At 67.5% G+C, this 25,148-nt stretch carries 13 protein-coding genes (1 of these 13 only partly in view); 3 read left to right on the top strand and 10 right to left on the bottom strand.

The window, feature by feature from the left end; translation table 11 throughout:
- Positions 1-11: 11 nt before the first annotated feature.
- The 6 genes from ON37_RS22575 to ON37_RS22550 form a co-directional block, all read right to left on the bottom strand.
- On the bottom strand, positions 12-608 hold the full coding sequence (locus ON37_RS22575; RefSeq protein ID WP_245553360.1) for a hypothetical protein: 597 nt from the start codon (positions 606-608) through the stop codon (positions 12-14).
- Positions 609-804: 196 nt separating this feature from the next.
- Positions 805-1,605 carry a family 1 encapsulin nanocompartment shell protein gene (locus ON37_RS22570; RefSeq protein ID WP_040722040.1) on the bottom strand — a complete coding sequence of 267 codons (801 nt, stop codon included), beginning with the start codon at positions 1,603-1,605 and terminating at the stop codon, positions 805-807.
- Positions 1,602-2,654 carry a Dyp-type peroxidase gene (locus ON37_RS22565; RefSeq protein WP_040722114.1) on the bottom strand — a complete coding sequence of 351 codons (1,053 nt, stop codon included), beginning with the start codon at positions 2,652-2,654 and terminating at the stop codon, positions 1,602-1,604. The genes ON37_RS22570 and ON37_RS22565 overlap by 4 nt, the downstream gene beginning before the upstream one ends.
- Before the next feature lie 107 nt (positions 2,655-2,761).
- The gene (locus ON37_RS22560; RefSeq protein WP_040722113.1) at positions 2,762-3,088 is read right to left on the bottom strand and encodes a cupin domain-containing protein; all 327 of its coding nucleotides are present in this window, start codon (positions 3,086-3,088) and stop codon (positions 2,762-2,764) included.
- Positions 3,089-3,229: 141 nt separating this feature from the next.
- On the bottom strand, positions 3,230-3,736 hold the full coding sequence (locus ON37_RS22555) for a dihydrofolate reductase (protein ID WP_040722038.1): 507 nt from the start codon (positions 3,734-3,736) through the stop codon (positions 3,230-3,232).
- Positions 3,733-4,545, bottom strand: a complete 813-nt coding sequence (locus ON37_RS22550; protein WP_040722036.1) for a thymidylate synthase — start codon at positions 4,543-4,545, stop codon at positions 3,733-3,735. Before ON37_RS22550 ends, ON37_RS22555 begins: the two co-directional genes overlap by 4 nt.
- Before the next feature lie 44 nt (positions 4,546-4,589).
- On the opposite strand from ON37_RS22550, the gene cobF reads away from it, so the two are divergent.
- The 3 genes from cobF (at position 4,590) to ON37_RS22535 (ending at position 7,401) form a co-directional block, all read left to right on the top strand.
- A complete protein-coding gene (cobF, locus tag ON37_RS22545; RefSeq protein ID WP_040722111.1) occupies positions 4,590-5,342 on the top strand; it encodes a precorrin-6A synthase (deacetylating) in 753 nt (250 codons plus the stop codon).
- A gap of 120 nt (positions 5,343-5,462) precedes the next feature.
- Positions 5,463-6,392 carry a hypothetical protein gene (locus ON37_RS33710; protein WP_174362138.1) on the top strand — a complete coding sequence of 310 codons (930 nt, stop codon included), beginning with the start codon at positions 5,463-5,465 and terminating at the stop codon, positions 6,390-6,392.
- A gap of 142 nt (positions 6,393-6,534) precedes the next feature.
- Entirely contained in the window at positions 6,535-7,401 is an 867-nt protein-coding gene (locus ON37_RS22535) for an Fpg/Nei family DNA glycosylase (RefSeq protein ID WP_040722035.1), read from the top strand.
- A 3-nt stretch (positions 7,402-7,404) separates the two neighbouring features.
- Here ON37_RS22535 and ON37_RS22530 read toward each other — a convergent pair whose 3' ends face one another.
- From ON37_RS22530 to ON37_RS22515, 4 genes are all read right to left on the bottom strand, one after another.
- A complete protein-coding gene (locus ON37_RS22530; RefSeq protein WP_040722033.1) occupies positions 7,405-7,839 on the bottom strand; it encodes an SRPBCC domain-containing protein in 435 nt (144 codons plus the stop codon).
- Between the two features lie 93 nt (positions 7,840-7,932).
- Positions 7,933-9,438 (bottom strand): carboxylesterase/lipase family protein, encoded by a 1,506-nt coding sequence (locus tag ON37_RS22525; RefSeq protein WP_040722031.1) that lies wholly within the window; start codon positions 9,436-9,438, stop codon positions 7,933-7,935.
- A 16-nt stretch (positions 9,439-9,454) separates the two neighbouring features.
- Positions 9,455-9,700 (bottom strand): DUF2630 family protein, encoded by a 246-nt coding sequence (locus tag ON37_RS22520; RefSeq protein ID WP_040722109.1) that lies wholly within the window; start codon positions 9,698-9,700, stop codon positions 9,455-9,457.
- Between the two features lie 19 nt (positions 9,701-9,719).
- Positions 9,720-25,148: the 3' portion of an MFS transporter gene (locus ON37_RS22515; protein WP_083893209.1), read on the bottom strand. The gene runs 45,972 nt beyond the window's last position; only the last 15,429 of its 61,401 coding nucleotides appear in the window; its start codon lies beyond the right edge, outside the window — the gene reads right to left on this strand; it ends in the stop codon at positions 9,720-9,722.

Here is a 25,148-nt window from a genome sequence, read left to right as displayed (position 1 = left end):
GTACAAAGCGATCAGTGGGCGGCGGGTGCCAGCTTCCAATGTTCGTGCAGTGCCGCCGCGATCTCGGGCAGCAGCGTGACCGGCACGCGCTTGTGCCGCAGGATGCGGCGGACATCCGCGACCTGTTCCCGTTTGCGGTGTTCGTAGGCATTGGAGACCGGGCGGTCGATCGGTGGGATGCTGAGCAGCACCAGTTCGTCGTGTGGCTCGTCCCCACCGGTCAGATCCAACGCGAGCGACCACCGGGACCGCTCGTCGAGCGCGAACCGCCCGGCCACCACTCGATCCCACTCCAGTCGCGATTCCGCCCACGGGGTCCGACGGTAGATCGCGCGATCGGTCAGGACCACGACGTCGCGGCCGAACAGCCACACCAGCACCGCGATCGCCGCCCCCACCCCGACCAGCAGCCCGGTGAAGATCCGGTTCAGCCCGAACAGACCGACCGTGGCCGCGCAGATCACCGCGGCGACCGAAACGGCGAGCGCGCCGTAACCGAGGATGCGGCGGCCGGTGACGACCCCGGCCCGCACCGGGCGCATCGGATCGTCGGACCGGGGCGAGAGGTCGGAGCGCTCGCCGGGGGTCGGCTGCACGTCGTCGTTCATGCCGGCCTCCGCGCGATCATTCGCAGCCGACCGGCCCCGGTGGGCCGCACGATGTCGTCCACGCCGCCTCCACGTTCATCCGGTGCACCCGGCACCCGCTGATATTCCGGGTCCACGGTACCGGCTGCCGGACCGTTGTCCATCTGCCTTTTCGGGGCATGCGGCGACGTGATCACGACGACGGGGCCGCGCCGGTTCAGGCGCGCAGCGCGACCGCCGCCTCTGCGGTGTAGACCAGGAAGGTCAGGCTCTCCTGGAAATACAGCTGGACGGTGTCGGCGTCGTGGGACAGGTAGCCGATCGAAAGATCCTGTCCCAGTTGCAGATCGAAATCCCCACCGCGGGTGGTGAGGACGAAGGCGCCGTCGATCGCGGGGGCCCAGATGATCTGGCCCTCGGGAATCAGGCGTTCGATGTGGGTGCGGATCATATGGCCGTGATCGGAGGTCTCGCTGACCGCGGTGTACAGATCGGCGCTGAGCAGGACCGAATACGGACCGTCCACACCGGCCAGCCGCAGTTCACTGAGGGCCTGGGCGATCGCCTCGGGGATCAACCGCGGATCGCTCGGCGCGGTGACCGGCGTATTGGAGGCCGAGGCCCGGATCCCGGTGATGCCGGCCGCCGGATAGCCCTCGAAGACGGCGCGGTCCTCGGCGAAGGCGATCTTCTTGGCCGCATCCTTCACCGGGTCCAGATCGGCGTCCATGGCGCCGCGCTCGACGTTGTCGAGTTCCTCGCGGGACAGGGTGAACGGCACCCGCAGTTCCACCAGGGGCGCGACCAGCCGCTGGCGCGCCTGCACCCCCTGGTCCGGCGCGTCGATCACGGTGGTGCGACCCAATCCGACCGCGGAGTAGGCGGTGCCGTGCGGGCCGGACAGGTCCACGACCCGGCGGCCGGCGATGTGCCGCCGGAAGGTCCGCGTCGCCTCCTCCTCGATGGCCGACCACGCTTCGGAGGTGATCGGCGCGAGTTCACGGTGCAGATTGTTCATTGGGGGATCCTTTTCAACGTGCCGATACCGAGGGAGCCGTCGCCGGACGGCGCGGCCGCGGGCAGGTCGGTGACACCGACCGCCTCCAGTGCCAGGTCCTGCTCCGAATCCGCCGACGAATCGGGGGCGTCCGGCAGGTCGTCGAAGAAATCGTTGGCCGGGGTGAAGAACAAGGTCCCGGTGATCGCGGTGGAGAAGTCGAGAATGCGGTCGTAGGGCGCCTCGTCGGTGCCGAGGAACATGCGGACCAACATGCGCTCGGTGACATCCGGGGTGGCCGCGTAAGCGATGTAATAGGTCCCGAATTCGCCCTCTCGCACACTGCCGAAAGGCATGTTCGCGCGCAGGATCTGGCGTTCGGTGCCGTCCGGATCGATCAACGTGTTCACCGCGACATGGGAATCCGCGGGCTTGTCCTCGTCGGACAGTTCCAGATCCTCGAGCTTGGTGCGGCCGATGACGAGTTGCTGTTCCTCGACGGTCAGCGAACTCCACGCTTCCAGATCGTGCAGGTACTTCTGCACGATCACGTAGCTGCCACCGGCGAATTCGGGATCCTCGTCACCGATCAGCGCCGCGGCGACCGCGGCGGGGCCCTCGGGATTCTCGGTGCCGTCGACGAATCCGAGCAGATCGCGCTGTTCGAAATACCGGAACCCCACGGTTTCGTCGATGATCGTGGCGGCCCCCTTCAGCCGGGAACCGATCAGCATCGCCAATTCGAAGCAGGCATCGGGCATTTCGCCCTTGATGTGGAACAGTAGATCGCCGGGCGTCGCCGGGGCCTGATGCTTCGGTCCGATGTAGCCCGGGAATTCGTGCAGCTCAGCGGGTTTCGGTCCGGCGAAGAGCCGGTCCCAGGCGGCGGAACCGATACTGGTCACACAGGACAGCCGCGTCTCCGGCACCCGGAACCCGATCGAACGCCGCAAACCCGCGAGATCGGCGAGAAGGTCGCGAACCACCGGCTCACCGCCCTCGTCGATGGTGGCGACGAGGAAGATCGCGGCGCGCGAGAGCGGATCGAGGATCGGCTGCGGCTCACCCATGATCAACAGGGTACGGGGCGCACCCGCCACCGTGCGCGCACGGGCCGCGGTGCGCGCCGCCGACGCCCGCTACCGCCCGGCATCCATCCACTCGGCGCGGGCCGGCCTCATTTGGCGACGGTCAGCAGGAATACCGCGTCGTCGATGGCCTTTACGCTGTGCCGCCCGGACGGGATCACCAGGAGGTCGCCGGGCGATCCCTTCCACTCGTTGGTGCCACAGATCAGCACCAGGGTTCCGGTGAGCACCTGGAGCGTGGCCTCTCCGTGGGTCTCGTGTTCGGCGAGGCTCTGGCCGGCGGTCAGCGCGATCACGGTCTGGCGCAGGCTGTGGGTGTGGCCGCCGTAGAGGGTTTGCGAACTGCGTCCACTCGTGGCGGATGCGGCCAGCTTCAGCTGCTGGCGAGCTACCGCCGTCAGCGATTTCTTGTCCATGATCTGCCTCTCGCGGTTCAGCCGGGATCGGTACGGGGTCACAGGCTGGATATCGGTGAGTATGCCGGACCCGCCTCGCGCGGTCGGGCGTTTCGCCGATGCGATTCGGGTTCGAGACCTGCCGGGCCGGCCGGCCACAGATCAGTGCGCGACGATCGGTGGCTGTTCGCGGGCGAACCGCCGGATCCGATAGCGCAGCCCGGTGCGCGACTGTGTCCACGGCGCGTCCTCGACGTGCCAAGCACCCTCGATGGCGGGGGCGTAGGTATCGCCGGGGATATCGGCGTCGATTTCGGTCACCATCAGATCCGTGGCGTAATCCATTGCCTGGCGGTAGATTTCGCCGCCGCCGATCACCCAGACGGTATCCGAGCCGGCCAGGGTGAGGGCCGCCGGCACCGATTCGGCGCGTTCCGCACCGGGCGCCGACCAATCCGTGCGCCGGGTGATCACGATATTGCGGCGCCCGGGCAGTGGCCGGAACCGATCCGGCAGCGAATCCCAGGTGCGCCGGCCCATCACCACGGGATGCTCGGCGGTCACGAGCTTGAAATGCGCCATATCCTCCGGCACCCGCCAGGGAATGGCGTTGTCCGCGCCGATCACTCCGGCCGCGGTCTGTGCCCAGATCAGCCCGATGCGGTTCATACCGCCACCGGCGCCTTGATCGCGGGATGGTGACGGTAGCCGACGACGTCGACATCCTCGTAGACGTAGTCGAACAGGCTCGGCGCCGGGCGCAGCCGCAATTGCGGGAACGGATACGGTTCGCGGGTCAGCTGTTCGCGCACCTGGGTCAGGTGATTGTCGTAGATGTGGCAATCGCCGCCCGTCCAGATGAAATCGCCGGGTTCCAGCTCGGTCTGCTGGGCCACCATATGGGTGAGCAGGGCATAGCTGGCGATATTGAACGGCACCCCGAGAAACAGGTCGGCGCTACGCTGATACAGCTGGCAGGAGAGCTTGCCGTCGGCGACATGGAATTGGAAGAACGCGTGGCAGGGCGCCAGCGCCATCTTGTCCAGGTCGGCCACATTCCACGCCGAGACGATGATGCGCCGCGAATCCGGATCGGTGCGCAGGGTCTGTAGCACCTGGGCGATCTGGTCGATGTGGGTGCCGTCCGGCGTGGGCCAGCTGCGCCACTGCACGCCGTACACCGGACCGAGTTCGCCGTTCCGGTCGGCCCATTCGTCCCAGATCGTCACCCCGTGGTCGTGCAGCCAGCCGATATTGGAATCGCCGCGCAGGAACCACAGCAATTCGTAGACGATCGACTTCAGATGCACTTTTTTCGTGGTGATCAGCGGGAAGCCGGCGGACAGGTCGTACCGCAGCTGGTGACCGAAGATCGAGCGGGTGCCGGTGCCGGTCCGATCGGCCTTCGGGGTGCCCCGCTCGAGGACGAGTCTCAGCAGATCCTCGTACTGGGTGTCGATTCTCGGCGCGCCGTCCATACCGGCCAGCCTAGCCACGCGTGCGCTGGCTAGCCTTGGGCCCCGTGCGCAAGCTCTATGTGGTCGGGATCGGCGCCGGTGATCCGCGGCAGGTGACCGTTCAGGCGATCGAGGCGATCCGGCAGGTCGACACGTTCTTCGTCATCGGCAAGGGGGAGGCCAAGCGGGAACTGACCGAGGTTCGGGCCGCGATTCTGGCCGAGCATGCGGCTGCGGGCCATCGCGTGGTCACCATCGCCGACCCGCCTCGCGAGCGCACCGTCGACGACGCCACCGACTATCGCGACGTCGTCGAGGACTGGCACCGGCGCCGGGCGGACCTGCTGGCCGAGGCGTTCGAGGCCACCGACGGAGTGGGGGGAATTCTGGTCTGGGGTGACCCCTCGCTCTACGACAGCACGCTGCGGATGGTGCAGCGGGTCCTCGCCGGCGGAACCCGGTTCGACTACGCCGTGATCCCGGGGGTCACCAGCGCCCAGGCGTTGGCGGCCGCGCACCGGATCGTGTTGCACGAAATCGGGGAGCCGGTGCACATCACCACCGGGCGGCGGTTGCGCGCCGAGGGCATTGCGGCCGAGGGGTCGACGGTGGTCATGCTCGACGGCGACTGTTCGTTCGCGGAACTATCCGATACCGACCTGCACATCTGGTGGGGCGCATATCTGGGAATGCCGGACGAAACGCTGATCGAAGGTCCGCTGCGGGCGGTGGCCGACCGAATTGTGCGGCGGCGCAACGAACTTCGTGAATCCAAGGGATGGATCATGGATATCTACCTGCTGCGCAGGGGCGACTGAAAAGCCGGAATTCGCCATTTTCAGCGGAATTTTCCCGGAAATTATTACGAAGCGTGTGATCCACACCACCTGCCGGTTCGAATCACTGTCATTCGATTCGAACCCGACTGGAGGTTTTTCATGGCAGGGCAGCACACGGCGACAACGGGACAGTGGTGTCGGCGCATCGGATCCTCGCTCGTCCTCGGCGCATTGCCGCTGAGTGTGGCACTGTGGCAGACCGGCGTGGCCGGGGCGGCAGCCCCGACGACCGATCCGGCGCCTGCCGCCGGGGCGCTGCCGGACGCCGCCACCGTCGCCGCCGGGGTGTCGGATGCCGTCTCGCAGGCTGTTTCGCAGCTCGTGCCGGCCGATCCCTGGCAGTTCCGCCCGGCCGCCGCGACGGACCCGGCCGTGCCGCCGATCGCCACCCCGGTCGCGGAGCCCACGCCGAACACCGCCGTGCCCGCCGGTAACGTCGCGTCGAATCGCAACGCCGCCAACGGCACCCGCCCGGTACCCGACCTCGCCGCGCCGGCCGCGGTGAATCCCGGGGCGCTGCATCTGCCCGACCTGGCGCATCCGGCCCCGCCGGTGGCGCCCATCCAGGCACCCGACAACACCATCCGGATCGGTTCGATGCAGACGCCGCGGCCCGATTTCGTCGATCCGCAGCTGACCGCGCAGATCAACGATTCGGCCGCACAGGCCGAGGCGGGGCTGGCCCAGGGCCTCGATTCCTTCGGATTCGAGCCGTCGCGTTCGGATCGCATCGCCGCGGACACCCTCGCCGGCGCGGCAGTCGGGGCGAGCGTCGGCAATATCGTCAGCAGCCCCATCGCCACCACCAGTGCGCTGGTCGGCGCGGTCGCCGGCCTGATCGCCGGGGTCCCCTTCCTGCCGGCGGGGCTGGTCGTCATGCCGGTGGTCGGCGCCGCCATCGGCTATGTGGTGATCGCGGCACCGGCCGCTGCCGCGGGCGCCGCGATCGGCGCCGGTGTGGGCGCGATCGAGGGTGCGGCCGCGCCCGGTGTCGCCACGCCGCAGCAGTCGAGCCCGGCCGCGATGTGATCCGGCGGCGCTTCCGGTGATCGGACGGCCGCGTTCCCCGCAGGAGCGCGGCCGCCCCGGTCGCGAGGTACCGCCCGGCCGACCTGCCCTGATCAGCGGGTGAATCCCGCGGAATGTCGGAGCCCGTCGGTAAGCTGCGGGAGTGCCCGAGTTGCCGGAGATCATGGCGCTCGAACAGTTTCTGGTCGAGCATGCTGTCGGCGCGGTCGTCGGGCGGGTCGATGTCGCGGCACTGAGTGTGCTGAAGACGTTCGATCCGCCGGTGACCGCGCTGTCCGGTCGTGACGTCACCGGGGCCGGGCACTGGGGTAAGCATCTGGGGCTGAATTGCGACGGGCTGTGGTTGATCACCCATCTGTCCCGGGGCGGCTGGCTGCGGTGGATCGACGAGCCGGGCGCGTCCCCGCCGAAGCCGGGTAAGGGGCCGCTGGCGCTGCGCGTGCATTTCTTCACCCGTGAGGGCGCGACCCCGGCGTTCGACCTGACCGAGGCCGGCACCAAGAAGCGGCTCGCGGTGTGGATCACCGAGGATCCGCAGTCGGTGCCGGGGATCGCGCGGCTGGGTCCGGACGCCCTCGAAATCTCCGAGGACCGGTTCGCCGAACTGCTCTCCGGTACCTCGCAGCGATTGAAAACCGTGCTGGCCGACCAGACCGTGCTGGCCGGCATCGGCAACGCCTACTCCGACGAAATCCTGCACGCGGCAAGGCTTTCCCCGTTCGCGACCGCATCCTCGCTGAGCGCGGACAAGGTCGCCGAACTGTATCGCGCGATGCGCGACATCCTCACCGATGCGATCACCCGATCGGTGGGCCAGGACGCGGCCCGGCTCAAGGGTGAGAAGCGGTCCGGAATGCAGGTGCACGCCCGGACCGGACTACCGTGCCCGGTCTGTGGCGATATCGTTCGAGAGGTCGCGTACGCGGACAAATCCTTCCAGTACTGCCCGACCTGTCAGACCGGCGGCAAAATCCTGGCCGACCGGCGGATGTCCCGGCTGCTGAAATAGCGATCAATCGTCGCTTTCGGCCCGTTTCTTCAGCGCGTCGTTGAGCCCGGCGAACTCCCGTGCGGTGTTGTCGATCAGGGATCCGGTGAACGGCACCAGCAGTCCGCGGAACTGCTCGGCCTGTTCCAGCAGCGTCCGGCCGGCACCCAGCGGCGTCAGCACGAACCGGTGTTCGCCGTCGAAGATGCCGGGCAGCAACAGCCGGCCGAGCCAGCGCAGCTCCCGATTCGGTTCGGCGACCAGCACGGTGGGCTTGAAGGTCATCGCCCTGCCCTCGGAGGGAACCATGCGCAGCGTCAGCCGCGACCCCACCCGGAGCTCGCCGGATGCTTCCTGGATGAACGGATTCCACAGCGGATAGGTGGACAGATCGGATAACACCGTCCACACCCGCTCGGGTGTGGCATCGATTTCGACAGCGGCGCTGATCTCACGCATCGGCGACTCGGCTTCTGCTAGCTGGGACAGAGACGAAGATTCCGGCTCCCGCCCCGCCGGTCCGGGCGAGACCTCTCGCCCGGACCGAGTATATCACATCAGGGCCGGAACCCGAACCCCTTGCCAGGCGATACGTTTCGTGCGATCGGGATCGACCTCCACCCGCGCCGGGCTGTCGATGATCCGGGTACTGCGCCGCTGTTCGGAGTATTGCGGCCAGGACGGCAGCGGTTCGCCCTTGCGCGCGAACGACAGCCAGTTGTCCTGGAACTCGCGTTGCACCGCGAGAAAGTCCCGATAGCCGCCGGCCGCGGTCAAACTCCGGCCGATCGGACTGTCCACGCCGCCGAAGACCGGGATCAGATCCAGGGCGTGGGTGGCGCCGAATCCGGCCAGCTGTACCGTGCGCGGGGCGAAGTCGAGGCGGTAGGCGTAGGTCGGCGCATGCCGGCTGTGACCCTCGAGCACCTCGACCGTGGGCCGCCAGAAGACGAAATCCCCGCCCATGCGCAGCGCCGCGCGGCGCGACGGATAACCGGGATAGGCTGCCACCACACGCTTTTCGAGATCGGCGCCGCCACACCGGGACAACGCCACGTGCAATTGTTCCGGCGTCGTCGGCAGGGTGCGGTCGAACCGCTTGAACAGCGTCGCCTCGTCCCGGTTGGTGCCGATGATCAGCGGTACGGCGTGGGCCTTCCCGGCGGCGATCGCGTCGATCGGGTCCATCGGCAGGAAGTCGCCGTCGACGACGGGTGCGGCCGGGAAACTGCCCGGCTGCCGCCACAGCACATCACCGATCGCCCGGTCGACCGCCTTGCGAATATCGTTGGCACCGGCCGAGATCAACGCCTGCGCCGCCTGTTCCGGTGCGACGCCGAGGTTGTCGAGGCAGCGGCGGGCGAAGATGCGGGCCTCCTCGGCGGTGAGCGACCAGTCCGCCGGCGCGCTCTGCGCGATGGCGCGGTGGAACAGGCCGGCCGCCGCCGGGGTGGCGAGCAGGCTGACCACGGCGTGCGCTCCGGCCGATTCACCGAAGATGGTCACATTGTTCGGATCACCACCGAAGGCCGCGATATTGCGCTGCACCCAGTTCAGGGCCGCAACCTGGTCGCGCAGACCCAGGTTCGATTCGAAAGGCCTTTGCGGCGTGGCGAATTCACTGAAATCGACATAGCCGAACGCACCCAGCCGATAGTTGAACGATACGACGATCACGTCACCGCGCAGCGCCAGCCGGGCACCCGAATACAGGCGCAGCGCCGAGGTGCCGAGAACATAGCCGCCGCCGTGGATGAACACCATGACCGGGCGCGGGGCGGTCGCCGGCTCCGCGGGCGCGGTGACATTCAGGGTCAGGCAGTCCTCGCTGGTCGGCTGGGGTTTGCGCGGTCCGATCCGGGCGCCGTCGCGCTGCTGCATGGCGGCGTATCCGTATTGGGTCGCCGCTCGCACACCGGTCCAGCTACGAACCGGTTGCGGTGCGCGGAAGCGCAGGTCACCGACCGGCGGTGCGGCATACGGAATGGACCGCCACTGCGCGATCCGGCGCCGTCGGAGACCGCGGACAACGCCGTCGGCGGTCGTGATGTCTACCATCTCCCGATGGTAACTGTTACTGCAGGTACCCCTCGACCTGCTTGACGGGGTTGGCCTGCGCCTCGTCCGGATCGGCGCCCTGGTCGATGCGGGCCCGCCGCTGCCGCAGCAGATCCCAGCATTGATCCAGCATCACCTCGAGATCGGCCAGTTTCGCCCGCTCCGTCTCGGGATCGAGCTCGCCACTGGTGGCCTTGGACCGCAGCTGATGCTCCTGCTTCACCAGGTCCTGGATATGCGCAAGGATGTCCTGTTCGGTCATGAAGTCCATGGTACGGACGTCAGGGCGCGGTGCGACCCTGCCAATGCACCCCGTCGAAGAACTCGGCCATGTTCAGTTCCGACGGCAACTGCTGGAGTCGCTGGGCGCGCTCGATCTGCGCGGCGATCTCCGCCAAGGTCGGGTAGTTGGCGTCCGGAGCGGGGTTCTCCAGGAGCTGCAGGGTTCGTTCCAGCTCCGGTGGCAGCTGCGCCGGATGCCCGGCCAGTGCGATGCCCACCCGGATCCGGCTCGCCAATGCCCACATGTGGGTGGCCAGCAACTCCGGGTCGTTGGCACCGTTCCAGTCGAGTCCGTGATGGATCGCGGCCGCGGCCCCGCGCCGTCCGCGCACCGGGAACGTCACCGCCTCGACTCCGGAGCGGCGCAGGTAGTCCCGCAGCGCCGGGACCAGGTGGCGGCCGGCCCCGATCGGCCCCAGCCACGGCTCCACCCACAGGCGGCCGAATCGCGCGGTGAGCCGGCCGCTGTCGTCGAGCCCGATCGAGAGATCGATATCGCCGGCCTCGACCGGACGATCTCGGCCTGGCACCGTCATGACCCCGCGAATCCGCACCCCGGTCGGCACTCCGTCGCTGCGCAGGTACTCGACGCGGTTCAGGACGAACTCGAGGTCCCCGTAGCGCTGTTGCAAACCCGAAAGTCGCGACAGCAGTGCGTGTTCCGGGGGCGGGGCGGCGAACAGTTCGGAGAAGGTCGGAACCGCGGACAGATCGGGTACCGGCGACCCGCCCGCCTGCTGGGCCCGAGCCGTCGCGGTGCGGGTGTCGAAATCGAGCTCCGGAAGGTGGGCCGGGCGGTGCGTGGGATCGGCTGCGTGCATCAGCAGGTCGTAGACCTGCTCGTAACTGAGCGGTCGGGCACCTCGCGACGACCAGGTCCCGGTGTCCTCGGCGTACTCCCACAGGGTTCGGTAGTCGGAGTAGAACCGGTGGGCCAGCGTCGCGGCCGCGCGGCGGTCACGACGAATCTTCGCCACGAAATCGTTGGAGTCGGAGTACAGCGAATCCAGGCAGGCGATGGCGCGCAACCGCCGGAATTCCCGCACGCCCGATTCGCCGTACAGCTCCCGGATTTCGGCCTCGACCAGTTCCCGCACCTGGTCGACGCGCCCCGGCGGCCACGGGCTCCAGAAGATGGTCACGTAGTCCCAGAGCTTGTGGCGCACGCTCGCGAGATTCCAATTGTCCAGCAGCACTTCGCCATCGGGACGGGCCCACAGATTGCGCGTGGTCACGTTTCCGTGACTGAGGCCGGCCTCCCAGGTGGTATCGCCGGGCACCGAGATCTCGTTCGGCATCGGGATTCGCATCAGGTCCAGCAGCGGATGACGCTGTTCGTACTTGATGCGCTGCATACTCCGGTACAGATGTTCGTGCTCGGCCAGGGTGCGGACCTGCAACTCCGCCGGCAATTCGAGGGACTGCAGCCGGCGCAGTTGTGCCAGCACGCCGCGTAGGAGGTGTTCCCAGTTCGCATCGTCGACGGTGGGAACCTCGCCTTCGCCCATCCGGCGGATCGAGCGATCGCCCCACTGCGCCACCGTTTCCGGAATCAACACCCCGGCCCGGTGGGCCAATTCTTCGGCATAGTCCTCGTCGTCGAGCGGGATGCGATGCAGTTCCCGTTCCCGGTCCAGCAGTTTCGGATGTGTGGGATTGGCACCCAGGTCCTTGCCACCGGGCTTCGCCGTCACCTGCCGAACTTTGTACTGTTCACCGTCGGGACCGCGGACACACCAGTAGCTGATGTGGTGACCGATGCCGTCGGCGCGGAGCATCGCTGTGGTGACCGCGATCTGCGCGGCATGTTCGAGGTTCATACGTCCTGTCTGTACGGCTTCGGTGATATCGGGCAGCGGGTCGAGGCGCCGCGGCCGGATGCGCGGGCGGAGCTCGATCGGCGTCGCCGGGAGAGCCGGATCGGTGAGGTCCTTACCGGCCCACCACTCGGTGTGCAGTACCAGCGGGCCCGCCTGCCGGACCGCGTCCTGCGGGGTGTCGGGCAGCGGGGGGACCGGATCCCCGAGGGCGGCGGCGCTGTCGTCGCCGCCCCGCATATTGTTCGTCGATGCCCGGATCGCGCGCGCCGTCTCGGCACGTTTTGCCGGGTCGGTCGACCACCCGAAGCCGTTGGCGGCCGCGCGCGGGCCCTCGTCGTGGGAAACCCGCACTTCCAGTGCGTCGGCGCCCAGACGGCGAGCCAGATCCTCGCAGACGCCCAGGAGGTACGGGCCGCCGTATTCGCGCGCCAATTCGTCCGAGCCGGGCGCGGGCTCCGGATGGGCGGTGATCCGTCCGGAGCGGTCCAGGTCGAAGCGCACGTGCACGGTGCCGTATTCGTACGGGCCGGCCATCAGTTCGGTGCGGATCACGATTCTGCTCACGAGATCACCGGCCGCATCGGCATCGATCGGTTCGAACCACGCGCGGGCGGGTTCCAGGCGCGGTGGACCGTCGGCGCACCGGACGGTCGGGAGCGCCTCCCGCAGCCGGTCTTCGGCGGCACGCAGATCTTCGCCGCCCGCGCGCAACAGCGTGCGGAGGTCCAGCCGCGGTAGCCGCGCCGCCTCGGTCGGGTAGGGCGCAGCGGTGTCTGCGGTGCTGTCGGAGCGCAGTTCGTCGGGAAGGTTGACCAGCTGACGCGACCATTTCAGCAGCAGGTCGCGAAGCTCCGGTACGGACTGCGGCTCGCGGCCGACCTGCGCCAGTACCCGAGACATGTTGCGGTGCAATATGCGCGCCGCTTCCTCGGCGAAGGCCGGATTCTCGGCGACCCGTTTCGTCAATCGATTACTGTCGCCCGCAACGGATTTCCATGCCTCCAACAGCAGATAGCGGTCGAAGTCCGCCGCGGCGGCACGTCCGTATTTGCGCAGGATCCGGCGTCGGCACCAGTTCTCGACGGCTGCCCGCACCTCGGGATTCGACCACGAACCGCGCGACGCGAACGCCACGTAGTCCCAAACCGGTGGTCCCGGCTGGACGAACTCCAGGTCGATCAGCGCGAATTCGCCGTCCCGGCGGCGCAGGATGTTGCCCAGGGTGGGATCGCCGTGCAGGGTGCCGAGTTGCACATCGTCGGCGGATTGCGGTCGGATGTCGAAGATTTCGCGGAGGCCGGGCATCCGCAACTCGCGATGGAACCGGAACCGATGCTGCGGTTCGGCGGTGTCGTCGTACTCCAGTGGAATGCGTTCGATCTCGCGGACCAGGCGCCGCTCCCATTCGACGCGGTCGGCGGGCATGGTGGCGACGAGTTCGGGATCGTTCCAATCCTGCGGATGCAGTGCGTGCGCGTGATCGAGTGCGTCGAACAGCTTTTCGGCCAGCGGCTGCCACGGCTCGTCGGGCGACGGATTCGTCCCGTCGATGAATTCGTAGTACAGGTAGCGTTCGGGGTGCGGGTCGTGCAGACCGTCGTGGTAGAGCTTCTGGACCCGGACCCCCGCACTGCGGAACAGGCGCTCGGCGGCCTGCTCGCCGACCACCAAGCCGATGCGCGGGTCGAAGTCGGGATTCGCCGTCTGGGTCGCGACCCGAACGACCACCTTCTCCTCGTTGGGCATGGTGACGACCCAGACGCCACGGTAGTTCCCGGTGAACGAAGACCGGCTCTTCACCATCGTGGCGAGCAGATCGATCACCGATTCGGTGAGAATCGGGTCGGCCGCTTCCGGACGCCGGGGCGCGACGCGCGGCGTGGCCGGCCGCTGTTCCGGCTCCGCCGCGGTGTCGGTCGCGAGACCGCCGTCCAACACGCCCCACCAGCGATGGTCGGTCGGCCAGTGGCGGGGCAGATCCTCGAAGTAGTCGGCCAGTTCGGCGAGAGCGGGATGCGCCTCGGCCGGGCGATCGAACCGGTCGAGCATCGGATCGGCCACCACCGGGCAGCCGTGAGCGGTGAGGACCTGTGCGGTGTTGCGGCGGGATTCGGCGAGATGGGCCGGGTCGGGATCCAGCCGCAGACCGTGCCGCGCGGCGACGTGCAGGCCGACGCGGCCGTGCACGGGCATGACGACCCGGCCACCGGTGCCGACGGCCGCTCGCAGCCGAGGGATGAAGTCCTTGGTGAACCCGTGGCCGGTGAAATTCTGGTCGATCACCAGATGGTCGAATGTGACAATGCAGCGGCCGTCCGTTGACGGGCGGATGTGGAACCGCATATCGCCGGCTTCGTCGAGCCGCCTGCGCCCGGATTCGTGCCGATTGCCATCGCCCGCAACGATGGTCGCGGCCACCGTCAGGCAGCGATCCGCTCCGGTTCCGGTGAGCTTCGCCGCGGTGAGGCGTAGCTGGTATCGGTGAGTGCCGTAGGTTCTGTCCACGAGGTCGTCGGCGATCCCGAGCAGGGCAGCGTCACCCGGCTCGGCCGCCGAAGGAAGCGCTGGGCTCGAAGCCGCGGTCGCTGCGCCGCCCACCGGCCGATCGGGCCTCGGCAGCGGCTCCAGTCCGGCCGCCCTCCGGCGCGCGTTGACATCGGACAGAATCAGGCCGCGGACAACGGTGGAGTCCGCCGGCTCCCAGCCACGCAACCGGCACAACCGCCGGTAATCGGAATCGAATCGCTGGATCAACGTATCCGCTTTGCTGGGGTCTTCGGCGATCTGCTCGACGAAGTACTTCGAATCGCCGTAGAGGGAGTCCAGGCACGCCATCGTGAGCAGCCGGTCCAGTTCTACTTCCCCCCGCGCTCCGAACAGGTCGCGGACCTCGGCCCTGATCTTGGCTTCCACCGCGTCGACCAGCTCCGCCGGCCACATGGTCCACAGAATCGTGACGTAGTCCCACAGCGGATGGGTGATCGCCGCATTGTCCCAGTCGATCAGCGTCATGTTGCCGTCTCGATCGATCCGGATGTTGCTCAGCGTCATGTCGTTGTGGTTGAGGCTCGGCTGCCACACCTCGTCGTCGGTATCCGGCGACCACGCTTCATGCGGCGCGACGGCGCACAGGCTGTCGAGCCAGTCCGCTCGATTCCGGTACTTCTCCCGCTGTTTGTCCAGGTAGAGGTACAGATGTTCGGTCACCGACCGCACCCGCAGATGTTCGGGCACCCGGATGTTCAGTAGTGCTCGTTTCGCGGTGAACATCTGGTCGAGCAGACGTTCCATCGATTCCCGGTCCATCGACTCCGGTGCCGGAGTGCGGCCCCCGATCCGTTGCTCGATCCGGTCCCGGCCCTGCCGGTGCAGCACCTTCGGGACCTCGACGGCCGTCGCTGCCAGGTCCACCGCGTCGAACGCATCGAAGTCGAGCGGACGGAACCAGCGCCCGTCGGTGCCGGTGCGGCGCGGGTTGCGGGTGAGGTCCTTGTCGGAGCTGGTGTCCATGGCACGACGCAGGATCACGGGGCTGCCCGACCCGTCCCGGTCGCTCCAGGCCCAGTTGTTGGCGCCGTGGTAGTCGGCGGCCCGGAGCGACGCGCGCAAGGTGATGCGGGCCACGTCCTCGGCCGGCAGCACTCCGACGCCTTCGCTTTCGATGACCTCCATCAGCGACGGGCCGAGTGGCGGCGGATTCACCGGCGGTTCGACCGGTAGCGTTCCGGTCGGTGTCCAGACGGCGTCGCCGGCGTCGGCCACGGTGTGCAGGTCCAGGAAGCCCCACCAGTGCGGCGCGACCGCGGCGGGGTCCAGGCCGAGATCGAGCAGCTGTCGCGGATTCGGCACGCCGCCTTCGCGCAGCAGCCGCTGAGCCTCGGTGACATGGTCGGGGATCGGTGCGCCACGGTAGGTGAGATCGGCGACCACGCGTTCGACGGCGGCGCGCAGGGCCGGCCGAATCTCATCCAGATGGTCGCTGTCCCAATCGAATCCGGCACGCGCGGCCCCCGTTCCGTCGGTGACCCGCAGGCAGAGCCGGTCGGCCCCCGCATCCCGCACGAACTTCAGCACGAGAGAGTCGATCACGATGGACGTGTCCGCTCCTTCGCAGACCGCGGTGATCCGGCCGGACCGATCCAGCTCGAAGCGGATCACGACGTCGTCGTATGCGCGCGTGCCTTCCATGACCACGGCGTCGATGTACAGACGCGCGTGGATGTCGCCGTAGCCCGGGTACTCGAGCCGGGCGCGAGCCGGCTCCAGCCGCAGCGAACCGTCCCATCGTTGCACCGCCGCCAAGGCCGTTCGCGCCTCTTCCGGTTCCGCGCGTACACCCGGCTCCGGGAGCGCGGTCGCGAACAGCCGCCGCACCCAACCCTCCACCGCCTGGGTGTTGGGCGCCTCCTGGACCGGCGGGCTGACCGCCGCGGGCGCGCCCGGCATGTGTGACTGCAGTTCGCGGCGCGACCACTCGAGCAGGAGTTCACGAACCTGTTCCCGGGTCAACGGTTTCCAGCCCGCGGTGCGTCGTACGCCACCGAGGCTCACCAATTCGACATTGCGATGGAAGTCGTCGACCACATCGTCGACCGATACAATGCCGGCGGCGATCTTCTTGGGAAGCCGGTATGCGTCGCCGGCCAGCGATTTGCGTGCCTCCAGTTGGACATACCGTTTGAAATCGTCCACGGTGCCGGGGTATTCGGCTTCGTACTGCGACTCCAGCTTCTCCAGAATGTAGCGGTAGACCTGTTCGCGTTCGGCGTCGTCGGCCCAGTCGTTGATGAGGTAGTACCGCGCCCAATCCCACGCGATCGGTGCGTACTGGGCGGATTTGGCGTCGGTGAAGCCGATGCGGCCGTCCGCGCCACGACGCATCTTGCGACGGATCGGGTTGCCGTGGGTGAACCCCATCGCCCCGGCCGACGCTTCCTCCGGCAGCGGCAGCCAGGTCGCGAACAGGGGCACGCCGCCGGTCAGCGCGTCCAACCGGCGATCGGTATCGGCGCGCTCCAGGCGGCGCACTCGATCCTGCTGCACGCGATCCCAATAGTGTTGTGTCAGATACGAATCCGCTACCGGCATGCTGTGCAGCCGATCCAGCTCATGCTCGGCGTCCGAGGTCGTCCGTTGCCAGCCTTCCTCGGGTGTAACCGGCTCACCGGGCACGTACTCGTGCATGCTGACCCGGGTCGGATATCCGGGCGCCGTGGAACCGGACTGCGAGTCGTAGAGCAAGCGCGGACCGCGGACTCCGGCGGCGTGGAACATATCGGAGGCGTCCGGTGCCGAGACCGCCAGTTCGTCGAGGTCGAATCCGAGTTGCTGGGCCTCGGGCAGATACACCCGGACCGCCACCATCGGGCCGTTCGGATCCTGAGCCGGGTTCAGCGGCAGATACCAGACGCCGCACTGATTTTCGTACTCGTCCGGATGGGTGACGCTCACCCGGCCCATCAACTGGAGGACCTGATCGCGGGTCAGGCGCTGGCTGAGCGCCGGCGTTCCGCCTTCGTCCAGCGGCACCGGGGTGCGGCAGGGCTCACTCAGCCAGGACCCATCGTGGGCCATCGGTGTGAAGCCCGCGTCCAGCAAGCATTCTCGGTCGTACAGCCCGTGGCATGCGGGATCATCCTTCAGCGCGAGCCGGTCCGCGCCGGCCGTCCGCGCGAGATGTCGCATCATGTCGATGAACGAGCCCCGGCCCGCACCGCCGCGCGCGGTTCGATACTCCGGGATGAACTGCGCGGCGGTGACAGGAGCGATATAGGCGGTCACCGTGCCGTCGGCCTCGAGTTCGAAAGCGATATCACGGACGTCGCCGAATTCGGCGCAGCCGATCATCACGGTCGCCCGCAGTCCGATGGATGCCACCACGTCTTCGGCGCGTCCCCGCGGCGGGTTCCATCGCAGGGGAAGGTTGTACGCGCGCAGCACGTTCAGCCGGTGCGTGCCGGTGGTCTGTTGCAAGGGCTGGATCGCCGCCAGCAGCGCCTCGGGATCGTCATCGTTCTCCAGGAGCTCGCGGATCGGCCGGCCGAGTCGTGGCGGTAGCGGCTCGCCCAACCGGGGGACGACCTCGGCACGATGTTCCGGCCGCGCCCAGCCGCGCGCCGCGAGCGCGCACAGCTGGTCCAGGAGGCGCCGGCTGCCCGTTTCGAAGGAGCCGACATGGTCGGTTTCGCCGCTCGATATCGTGAGGTATCTGCCGAGCTCGGCCAGGGCGGCGGACCGCTGGGTGGTGTTGCGGACGATCTCCTGGGGGAGCTGAAAAGCTCTGCGCAGCAATGTGAGCCGCGTATCGATCGCGACGTGGTTGAAGAAGCCGGCCATTGTCGTCGTGCCCGGAGCGTCGTGATGGTCCTGCAGCCGGCGCAGGCACCACTCGCGGACCTGAGCGTGGACCTCGGGCGGCCACGGGTTCCGGGTGAGGAAAGTGGCGTATGCCCACGAGGGCGGACCGGCTTCGGTGAAATCGGATCCGACCCAGACCGGCGCGCCGCCCTCGTTCGCCAGCAGATCGGCCAGGACGGCCGGGGCGTGGAGGGAGATCGCCGGATCCTCGGTTCTGTTGAAGGGACGGAAGGTCTCGGTCAACGTCGAGATCGGCAGAAGCTCCGAGCCCACGCCGAGCGCGGCGATTCGCGCCTCGGCGACCCGAAGGGAGTGGTGTATCCGTCGCTCCCAACTCGTCAACGTGGTATCGGAGCCGGCCGCCTGCGGGGGGACCAAGCGGTCGAAGAGTTCGTCCGCCAGATCTGCCCGGAAGGTCATGTTCGGGCCGATGAAATCCGCGACGCTCAGCCCCTTCCCGGACGCATGCTCCCGGATCAGCATGGTGTCGTCGCGGTACAGCTCCCGAGGCAGGCGAATGCCGTCCACCGGCTGGTCTGCTGCGGATCCCTCGGTTCCGCTGACCGTGTGCAGGGCTGCCCCCACGGCGACCGGAGGACTCGCTGCGCCGTCGGCCTCGGTGCGTGCCACCCGGACCGACACCGATGCACCAGCCCGCCCCGGCCGCGGATCCGGTAGGACCCACACCTGGTAGCGGGCATCTTCCCGGTCGGGCAGCCGCCCCGCTGTCCGGTCCCGCAGCTCGCGGGCCTGCGCCGCGGTGAGCGGTTCGGATTCCCATGACCCACCGTCGGGCGGATGGTGGTATTCCACGCCCGGTTCGTACCTGTCGCCCGGTGTCGTCCGTGTTTCCGCCCCGGAGCGTTTCGGGGCCGGTAGGTCCAATGCCTCGGCTCGATCCGGCGGTGATACCGCGGCGGCCGCGTCGGTCGCGCCGGTGTTCGGTCGGCTCCACGGCGATTGTGCCGCCGGTTCGCGCGTCATCACCGGATCCCATGGCATGCCGTCATCCGGCCGGTGGTGATACGCGTTCGGATCGGGTGCTCGTCTCCGAAACTTCTTGCGGGGCAGATCGAGCGCTTCCTCCGGCGACAGCGGGATTCCTGGTGCGGACGCTGTGGCGGCGCGTGGCCGCGTGCGCCAGGGCGTTTCCTTACCCGGTCGAGCCGATTCGGTGGTGGCGGAGCGTGATTCGGCGGCGAGCGACGCGGGCGTCGGGCCCGGATTATCGATGGAACTGATCCATGGAATTCCCGCCGCCGCCAACGCCTCCTGCAGTTCCCGGCTGGGACGTTCCCCGTGAAAGACGACGTAGGCGATGTCGGACACCGTGACGCCGCCGTGGGTCTGTGCCTGCACCAGGGCTTTTCGATGGAAATCGTCCCCGTCGTAGTTGCGGCCGACACCGGTGAGGCCGACGTAGCCGTATTCGGAATTCGCGGTCGGTGCCGCAGCGAAGGATTCCGGACGCGGATCGGTGATCGCGCTCGGAATAACGTGAGTCTGTGTCGGACTGCCGAGGCAGCCCGTGGTGCGCTCCCGGACCGTGGACTTCAGAACGATGTCCACGTCGCCGTACTCCTGAAGCAGCGGGGAATCGGCTTCGTCGCGCCACCGCCGCCAAGCCCTGCGGATTCGGCTGTGCACCGGCCGCAGTTCCACCGGGAGATCCGGCCCGTACCCGAACAGAGATTGTTCGAGTATCTGCCGGTCCGCCAACGGAAGTTGCGCGAGCACACCGCGTCCGGCGAGCTCGAAAAGCGTCTTGAACCGACCGGATCGCAGAATATTCAACAGCGTCGCGGATTTGGTGCGATGCACGATCTCGCCGTCGAACGCTTGCTCCAGCTCCTGTGACATCACGGTGTCGAGTTGTTCCGCGGCCATCCCCACTTCCGCCGCCAGCGCAGCGGTTCGGCGCGCATTCTCGACATACCGTTCGGCATAGGCACGTGCGGCCTGGTCGGGGATGAGTTGTGCCGCTTCCGCCCGAAGTTGGGCCTCCCTCGGATCGCCGGCCTTCCGCGCATCGAGAATGCGCTCGAACAGTGCGATCGCGTCCTCGCTCGGTCGACCGGGGAACTTCGGCACGGTCGTCGTTCCCTCGGCCCCGTCGCTGGGCTCTGTTGCCGCGGAGTTGTTCGCTTGCTGCGTATTTCGCTGCTGGACCGGAACTTTCGACGAGCGCCATCCGCCCCCGGCCGGATCGTGGTGGAACCCCATGGCCCACATGGGTTCCGCGGGAACATGTCCGGTCGCCGCACGGCCGGCCGCGCCGGCGGGTCGGTCGAGAATTTCCGGGCCGAATTCGGGAGCGAAACGGGTGGCGGGGCCCGGGGGCGGGCCGCCGGCGCCCGTCCGGCGGCCGACAGCCGAGCTGGTGCCGGGCGCGTCGGTCGGCGCCGCCTCGATGATGTTGGCGAGGAACGGCACGCGGGCGACCTCGGCCGCGGAATGCCGCTGCAGGAGGGTTTCGCGCACGGTCCGGACGTAGCCCGCGATCTCCGGATCATTGCGGCGGCGCAGGTAGCGACCGAAATCGTAATCCCCGGCCAGTAGTTCGTCGATTGTCGCCACGAACTGCTCGAGTAGGCCCTGTTCCGACCCGGAACCACTATGTTGCCCTCGGTGGGCGCGCAACGCTCGGTCGAGGATGTCGGCAGCGGCATCCGGTGGCGCGGCCATCAGATCCGCGACCACCGAGGTGAACCAGTGTGCGATCCGATCTTCCGGCGAGACCTTATCCGCGAATCCGTCCCGCAATTCCTCGGCGCAGCGGAGCAGGTACGGCTCTACCCAGTGGTTCAGATAGCGGTCGTATACCGCCGGACAGGCGATCTTGGGTAGCAGACTGTCACCCGCGTACCGCGCGCGGAAGTACGCCGGCAACTGCCGATCCAGCATGCGACAGCCCGGGAAGTTCAGCCCGAACACTCCGTTGCGCGGAATCGTATTGAAGTGCCGGAACTCGCCCGGTGACAAGAACTTTCGGGTCAAATCGAGGTCGACCTGAAGAACGGGCCGTGGGTCCACCAGTTCGTAGTACGCGTACTGCGGAAGCTCGTCTCCCGAGAATGCGCGCAGGAGGCGGCCGATGATGCTGGCATGCGCCGCCGTGTCGGGTCCACTGGGCCGCTCCGGCTCGTCGCCCCGCAGCGTTCCCAATTTGTAGTTCTTCCGTACTTCGCCGGGCGTGCGAGGCCGGTCTTGGACGATGAGGAGCGGGCGGTTGCTGGTGTTGGGCAGACCCAGTGCTTTTTCCGCTTCCAGTGCCGCGGCGGACAACGCGGCGAGCACAGTCAGGCGGGGGCCGCGTTCGGCCAGTTTTTCCAGGTGCCATTTCCAGTAGTCGGGGCTGCGGAGCCAGCCCGGGCCGTGTGACTGGCCCGCCGCGATGCGCAGGAGATCCCTGACGTAGGCGAAACTCGAGTCGAGACCGCATAGTTCCGCGGCGAGCTGGTAGGGGTCGGGTTCGCCCGGCGTCAGAACTCCGTGGTGTAGGTCGAGGCCGACCTGGAGGTTGTTCGGTGGTGACGACGTCGCCGCAGCCGGCGTGGATCGGCCGGGCCGCAAGTCGTCATGGCTCCGCGGATCGAAGCGGTTGACTGTCCAGGGGTTCGAGCCGCCCGGAAGGCGGGCGATCGAAGGATCGGTCTCGACGCGGCGTGGATCGGTGTCGAGGCTGGCAGCGAGGTCGACGCTGGCCGGCATCGCACCGCGGCCGGCATGCACGGTTTCGGAGTCGTCAGCAGTGGCATTTCCGACAGCGTTCCGACCGCGGCTTCCCGCAGGCCGGGCGGGTTCGGTGGCGCCGTCGCGCGCTTCTCCCGTGATGGCCCCCTTTCGTGGCGGCTCACCACGGTCCTCGCGAGGCATACGCTCCTGGGCGTCGTGGAGCTCGCCCGTCTGCTCGGCTGTGTAGAACCGGGCGACGTGGGCACGGGTGATCGTGGGAAACGATTGAGTGAAGTCGTCGGCATCGAGGACACGGGGGATACGCAGCGGTTCCCGATCGGGCTCACCGGCGAGGCGCACGGAGTGCTTGACATTCGTGTCGAAGATGAGGGCGCGGCCCGGGCCGGTATTGGTGATTGTGTAGCAGTGCATTTCGGCACCGTTGTCGATCAGTACGACCGCGGTATCGGTACCGGTGATGTCCTTGTTCTTCACTTCCTCGATGATCGGCTCGAGGGGATCGGCCGTATCGGTGTGAAGCGAGGTTTCGACCAAGCGAGCTTTGATGCGTCTACTCAGAGTCTTGTGGGTTCGGTCCTTGCCACGTGGCGGACCGGCCGCGTCCCTTCCGAGGGCGTGGATGATCCGGGACGTGCGATCCAGGCAGTCGTCGAGCAACTCTTCCCGGGTGCGCTGCTTCCTGCGCCGGCCGTACAGTGCGAGCGAGGTGGCCGCGTAGCCGAGGAACGTGCCGGCCAGAATCGTGTTGGTGTTCTGTAGCCCTATCGCACCGAGGGTCAGCCCACCGACTATCCCGCCTACAGCCGATCCGGCTCGGCTCGGGGTTTGTATGATCGCGGAGGCACCGCTGCGCATTTCTGCGGGAATCGTCGAATTGGCGTATTGTATGTAATTCACCCCGGCAGCGCCGACGGCCGCCATATTGGTGAGTATGCCGAGGAAAAGCCCGCCGGGTCCGGTATAGGTAGCCTGCACCAGCCCCGCCGCCGCCACCCCCACGATCCGGGTGGTATGCCAGCCGTCCACTGTGGTCGGCAGGTGGATCCGGCGCGATGGCCGGGGCGCCGAGCCGTCGACGTATTTCAGCGCTGCGGAGCCGATCTTGGTGCCCAGCTGGAACCCGATCGGGAAGGCGGCGGAGAGAGCACCGCCCTGCCACCAATTCAGATCGGATTCCACGATTGTCGTCGCGGTGCCGAGGGCCTGCACGGAATAGAAGAAATTCGCAGCCGTGACCGTTTCGATATTGCGTACCAGTATCGGATCGTTGCGTACCAGTTGGACGCTGTCTGCGATACCTCGCCGCAGTCCGCGCCAGCTGGTGTCCGTGCGCATCGGTATCGGCAGATCTCGGAACTTCCGGGCCGTCAACGTGTTCCAGGCGAACGCCGCCGAATCGAGTGCCGATGCTATCGGTCGGCCCAAACTCACCAACCCGGTCCCCAGCATTTGACCTGCCAGCTGCGGAACCGCACTGAGGTATTGAGTGAGCTTGCTGTGTGCGGTAATTCGCTCCTGACCGGCGAGGTGGAGTTTCATTTGATTCGAACTGTGGGTGTACACCGCGCTGGCGCCGGCTTTCACCACAGAAGTTGCGAGCAGCACTTCGGGCATATACGGCGTTCCCTCGATGAGAAACGCGGTCGCCAAGGCCGAAGCACCGAAACCGAGTGTTCCGACCAACGGCAGGATTTTTCTCGGATGATGGGAACCCGCGAGGGCGCCGGCCACCGGCTGGAAGACGATGTGTGGGAAGTAGTTGGCGAAAGTAATCGCGCCGGCCCAGCCCGGGCCTGCTTCCGCGGTAACGATCAACCCCGTGGCAATCGTCGTGAGTTGATCACCGATACCCGTGGCAAGATCATTGGCGACGGCGAGACGGTAGAGCGGGGAATCCGTCAGAAGTCGCCAGACGGAATTTCGGTTCGGGTCGGCAGAGTCTCCGATATCGGCGTGCGTCCGCCGCCGTAGGCCCAGGAAGTTGCGAGGAATCGGGCTTACGTCGCCGGAACCGGCGGTCGCTGCGGGGGCTTGCTCGTTGTCGCCGTGGGCGGAGGCGTCCGGCCGCGCCCACTTCTTGCCGAATATTCCCGCGTGCCAAGGCTTTCCGGTACGCGGGTCGCGGTTGAACGCCAAGATTTCCATCGGCGCGTCCCGAGAAATGTGGGCGGCGGTGTGCCGATGGGGGCTGCCGGTGGTCGGGTCGACTTCGGTACCGAGGTCATAGCTTTCCTGCCATGGGAGCGGTGTCGTGCGACCGCCGCCACCACGTCGCTGCGCGGTCGGGCCGTCCGTGTCGTGCCCAACTGCGACATCCGCTGACGGCGCTGCCGAGGTGCGCTGCTTCGCGGATCGACGGTCAGCCGCCAGGATTCGGTCGGCACGCGCATCGAGACCGAGGACGAGCCGCGCCATCGCCTCGGATGCGGTTTTGGCGCCCAGCGCTCGTCGGCCCTCGTTGAGGTACTGCTGAGCTGTCGCCGTGGAAATGCCCATCGCGGCTGCGACTTCGGCAATCGATTTGCCCCGTGATCGATGCAGGAAGGCCAGGCGTTGGGGCGGCCGCAACCTGTCGACGGCATCGGTGTCGACCCGCTCGGGACGAAGATGGCCGCGCCGGAACGCTTCGGCGACCAGCAGCGGTTCTTCGGGACGAATCCCCCACTCCTGGGCCACCGCATCTCTGAGCGCACGGATTTCGTCCGAGCTCAGGTTCAGCTCGTCGACGACAGCATGTTTATCCGCACCGGCGGCCAGCAGTTCGAGCAGTTCTTGCCGATGCTCGGGATTCACCCGCGCCGCAGTGGTGCGGGTCGTCTCGGAGTCCGTCACGGACACCGGCAGCCCGCGGGCGCGAGCGATCGCACGATTGCCGGCTTCGGCCGTCGGCGGGGTGCCCGGCCCGCCTTCGGCGTCGGACGTTTCGGAAAAGTGGGTCGCCGCCAAGTCCAGGGCGTAGGCGATCACGGCTCCGGGGCCGCTATCCATCCGTGTAAATGCCTCGGCAGTAATCGTATTCGCCAGCCGTTCGTCGCCGACCACGGCCCGCACGTCTCGGAGGACTCGCTGCCGAAGAGCGGAACGTGCAATCTGGTCGGGCGACACCGGGAAGGCGGTATCCACTCCCCAAGCGAAATTTGCGGCGCCGAGCGCAGTGTTGATGTACCGGGCCGCATTGTACAGTTTCTTAAGGTCCGGCTCGGCCGACATCGCCTCCTGCATGAGATTGAGCGTGTCGTTCAGGACTCGTGCGACGTCGAGAAACGCGAAAAAGGCTGCGATCTCCGGACTTATCGGTACATCCCGGGCCGAGGTATTCCCCGGGGATCGGTATATGCTTACGGCAATTTCGTATATTTCCGGTCCATATAGCCCCAATGGATCACCGACGACCACGCCGCGGGGCGTCCGCCAAACATTTCCTGTCGTAAGGTCCGCGTGTAGTGCATAAAATCTACGGGGGTGCAGATAGTCGATGAACCGCTCCAATCCTTCGGTAATCGACCGAGGGAAGTGCAGTTCTCTGAACATGGCCCGGTACGGCTCCATCGCCGG

Source organism: Nocardia veterana NBRC 100344 (assembly GCF_000308855.1).
In the GTDB taxonomy this organism is placed as follows: Bacteria; Actinomycetota; Actinomycetes; order Mycobacteriales; family Mycobacteriaceae; genus Nocardia; species Nocardia veterana.
Note: the sequence above shows the minus strand (reverse complement) of the source record. Positions and strands in the feature narration are given on the sequence as shown.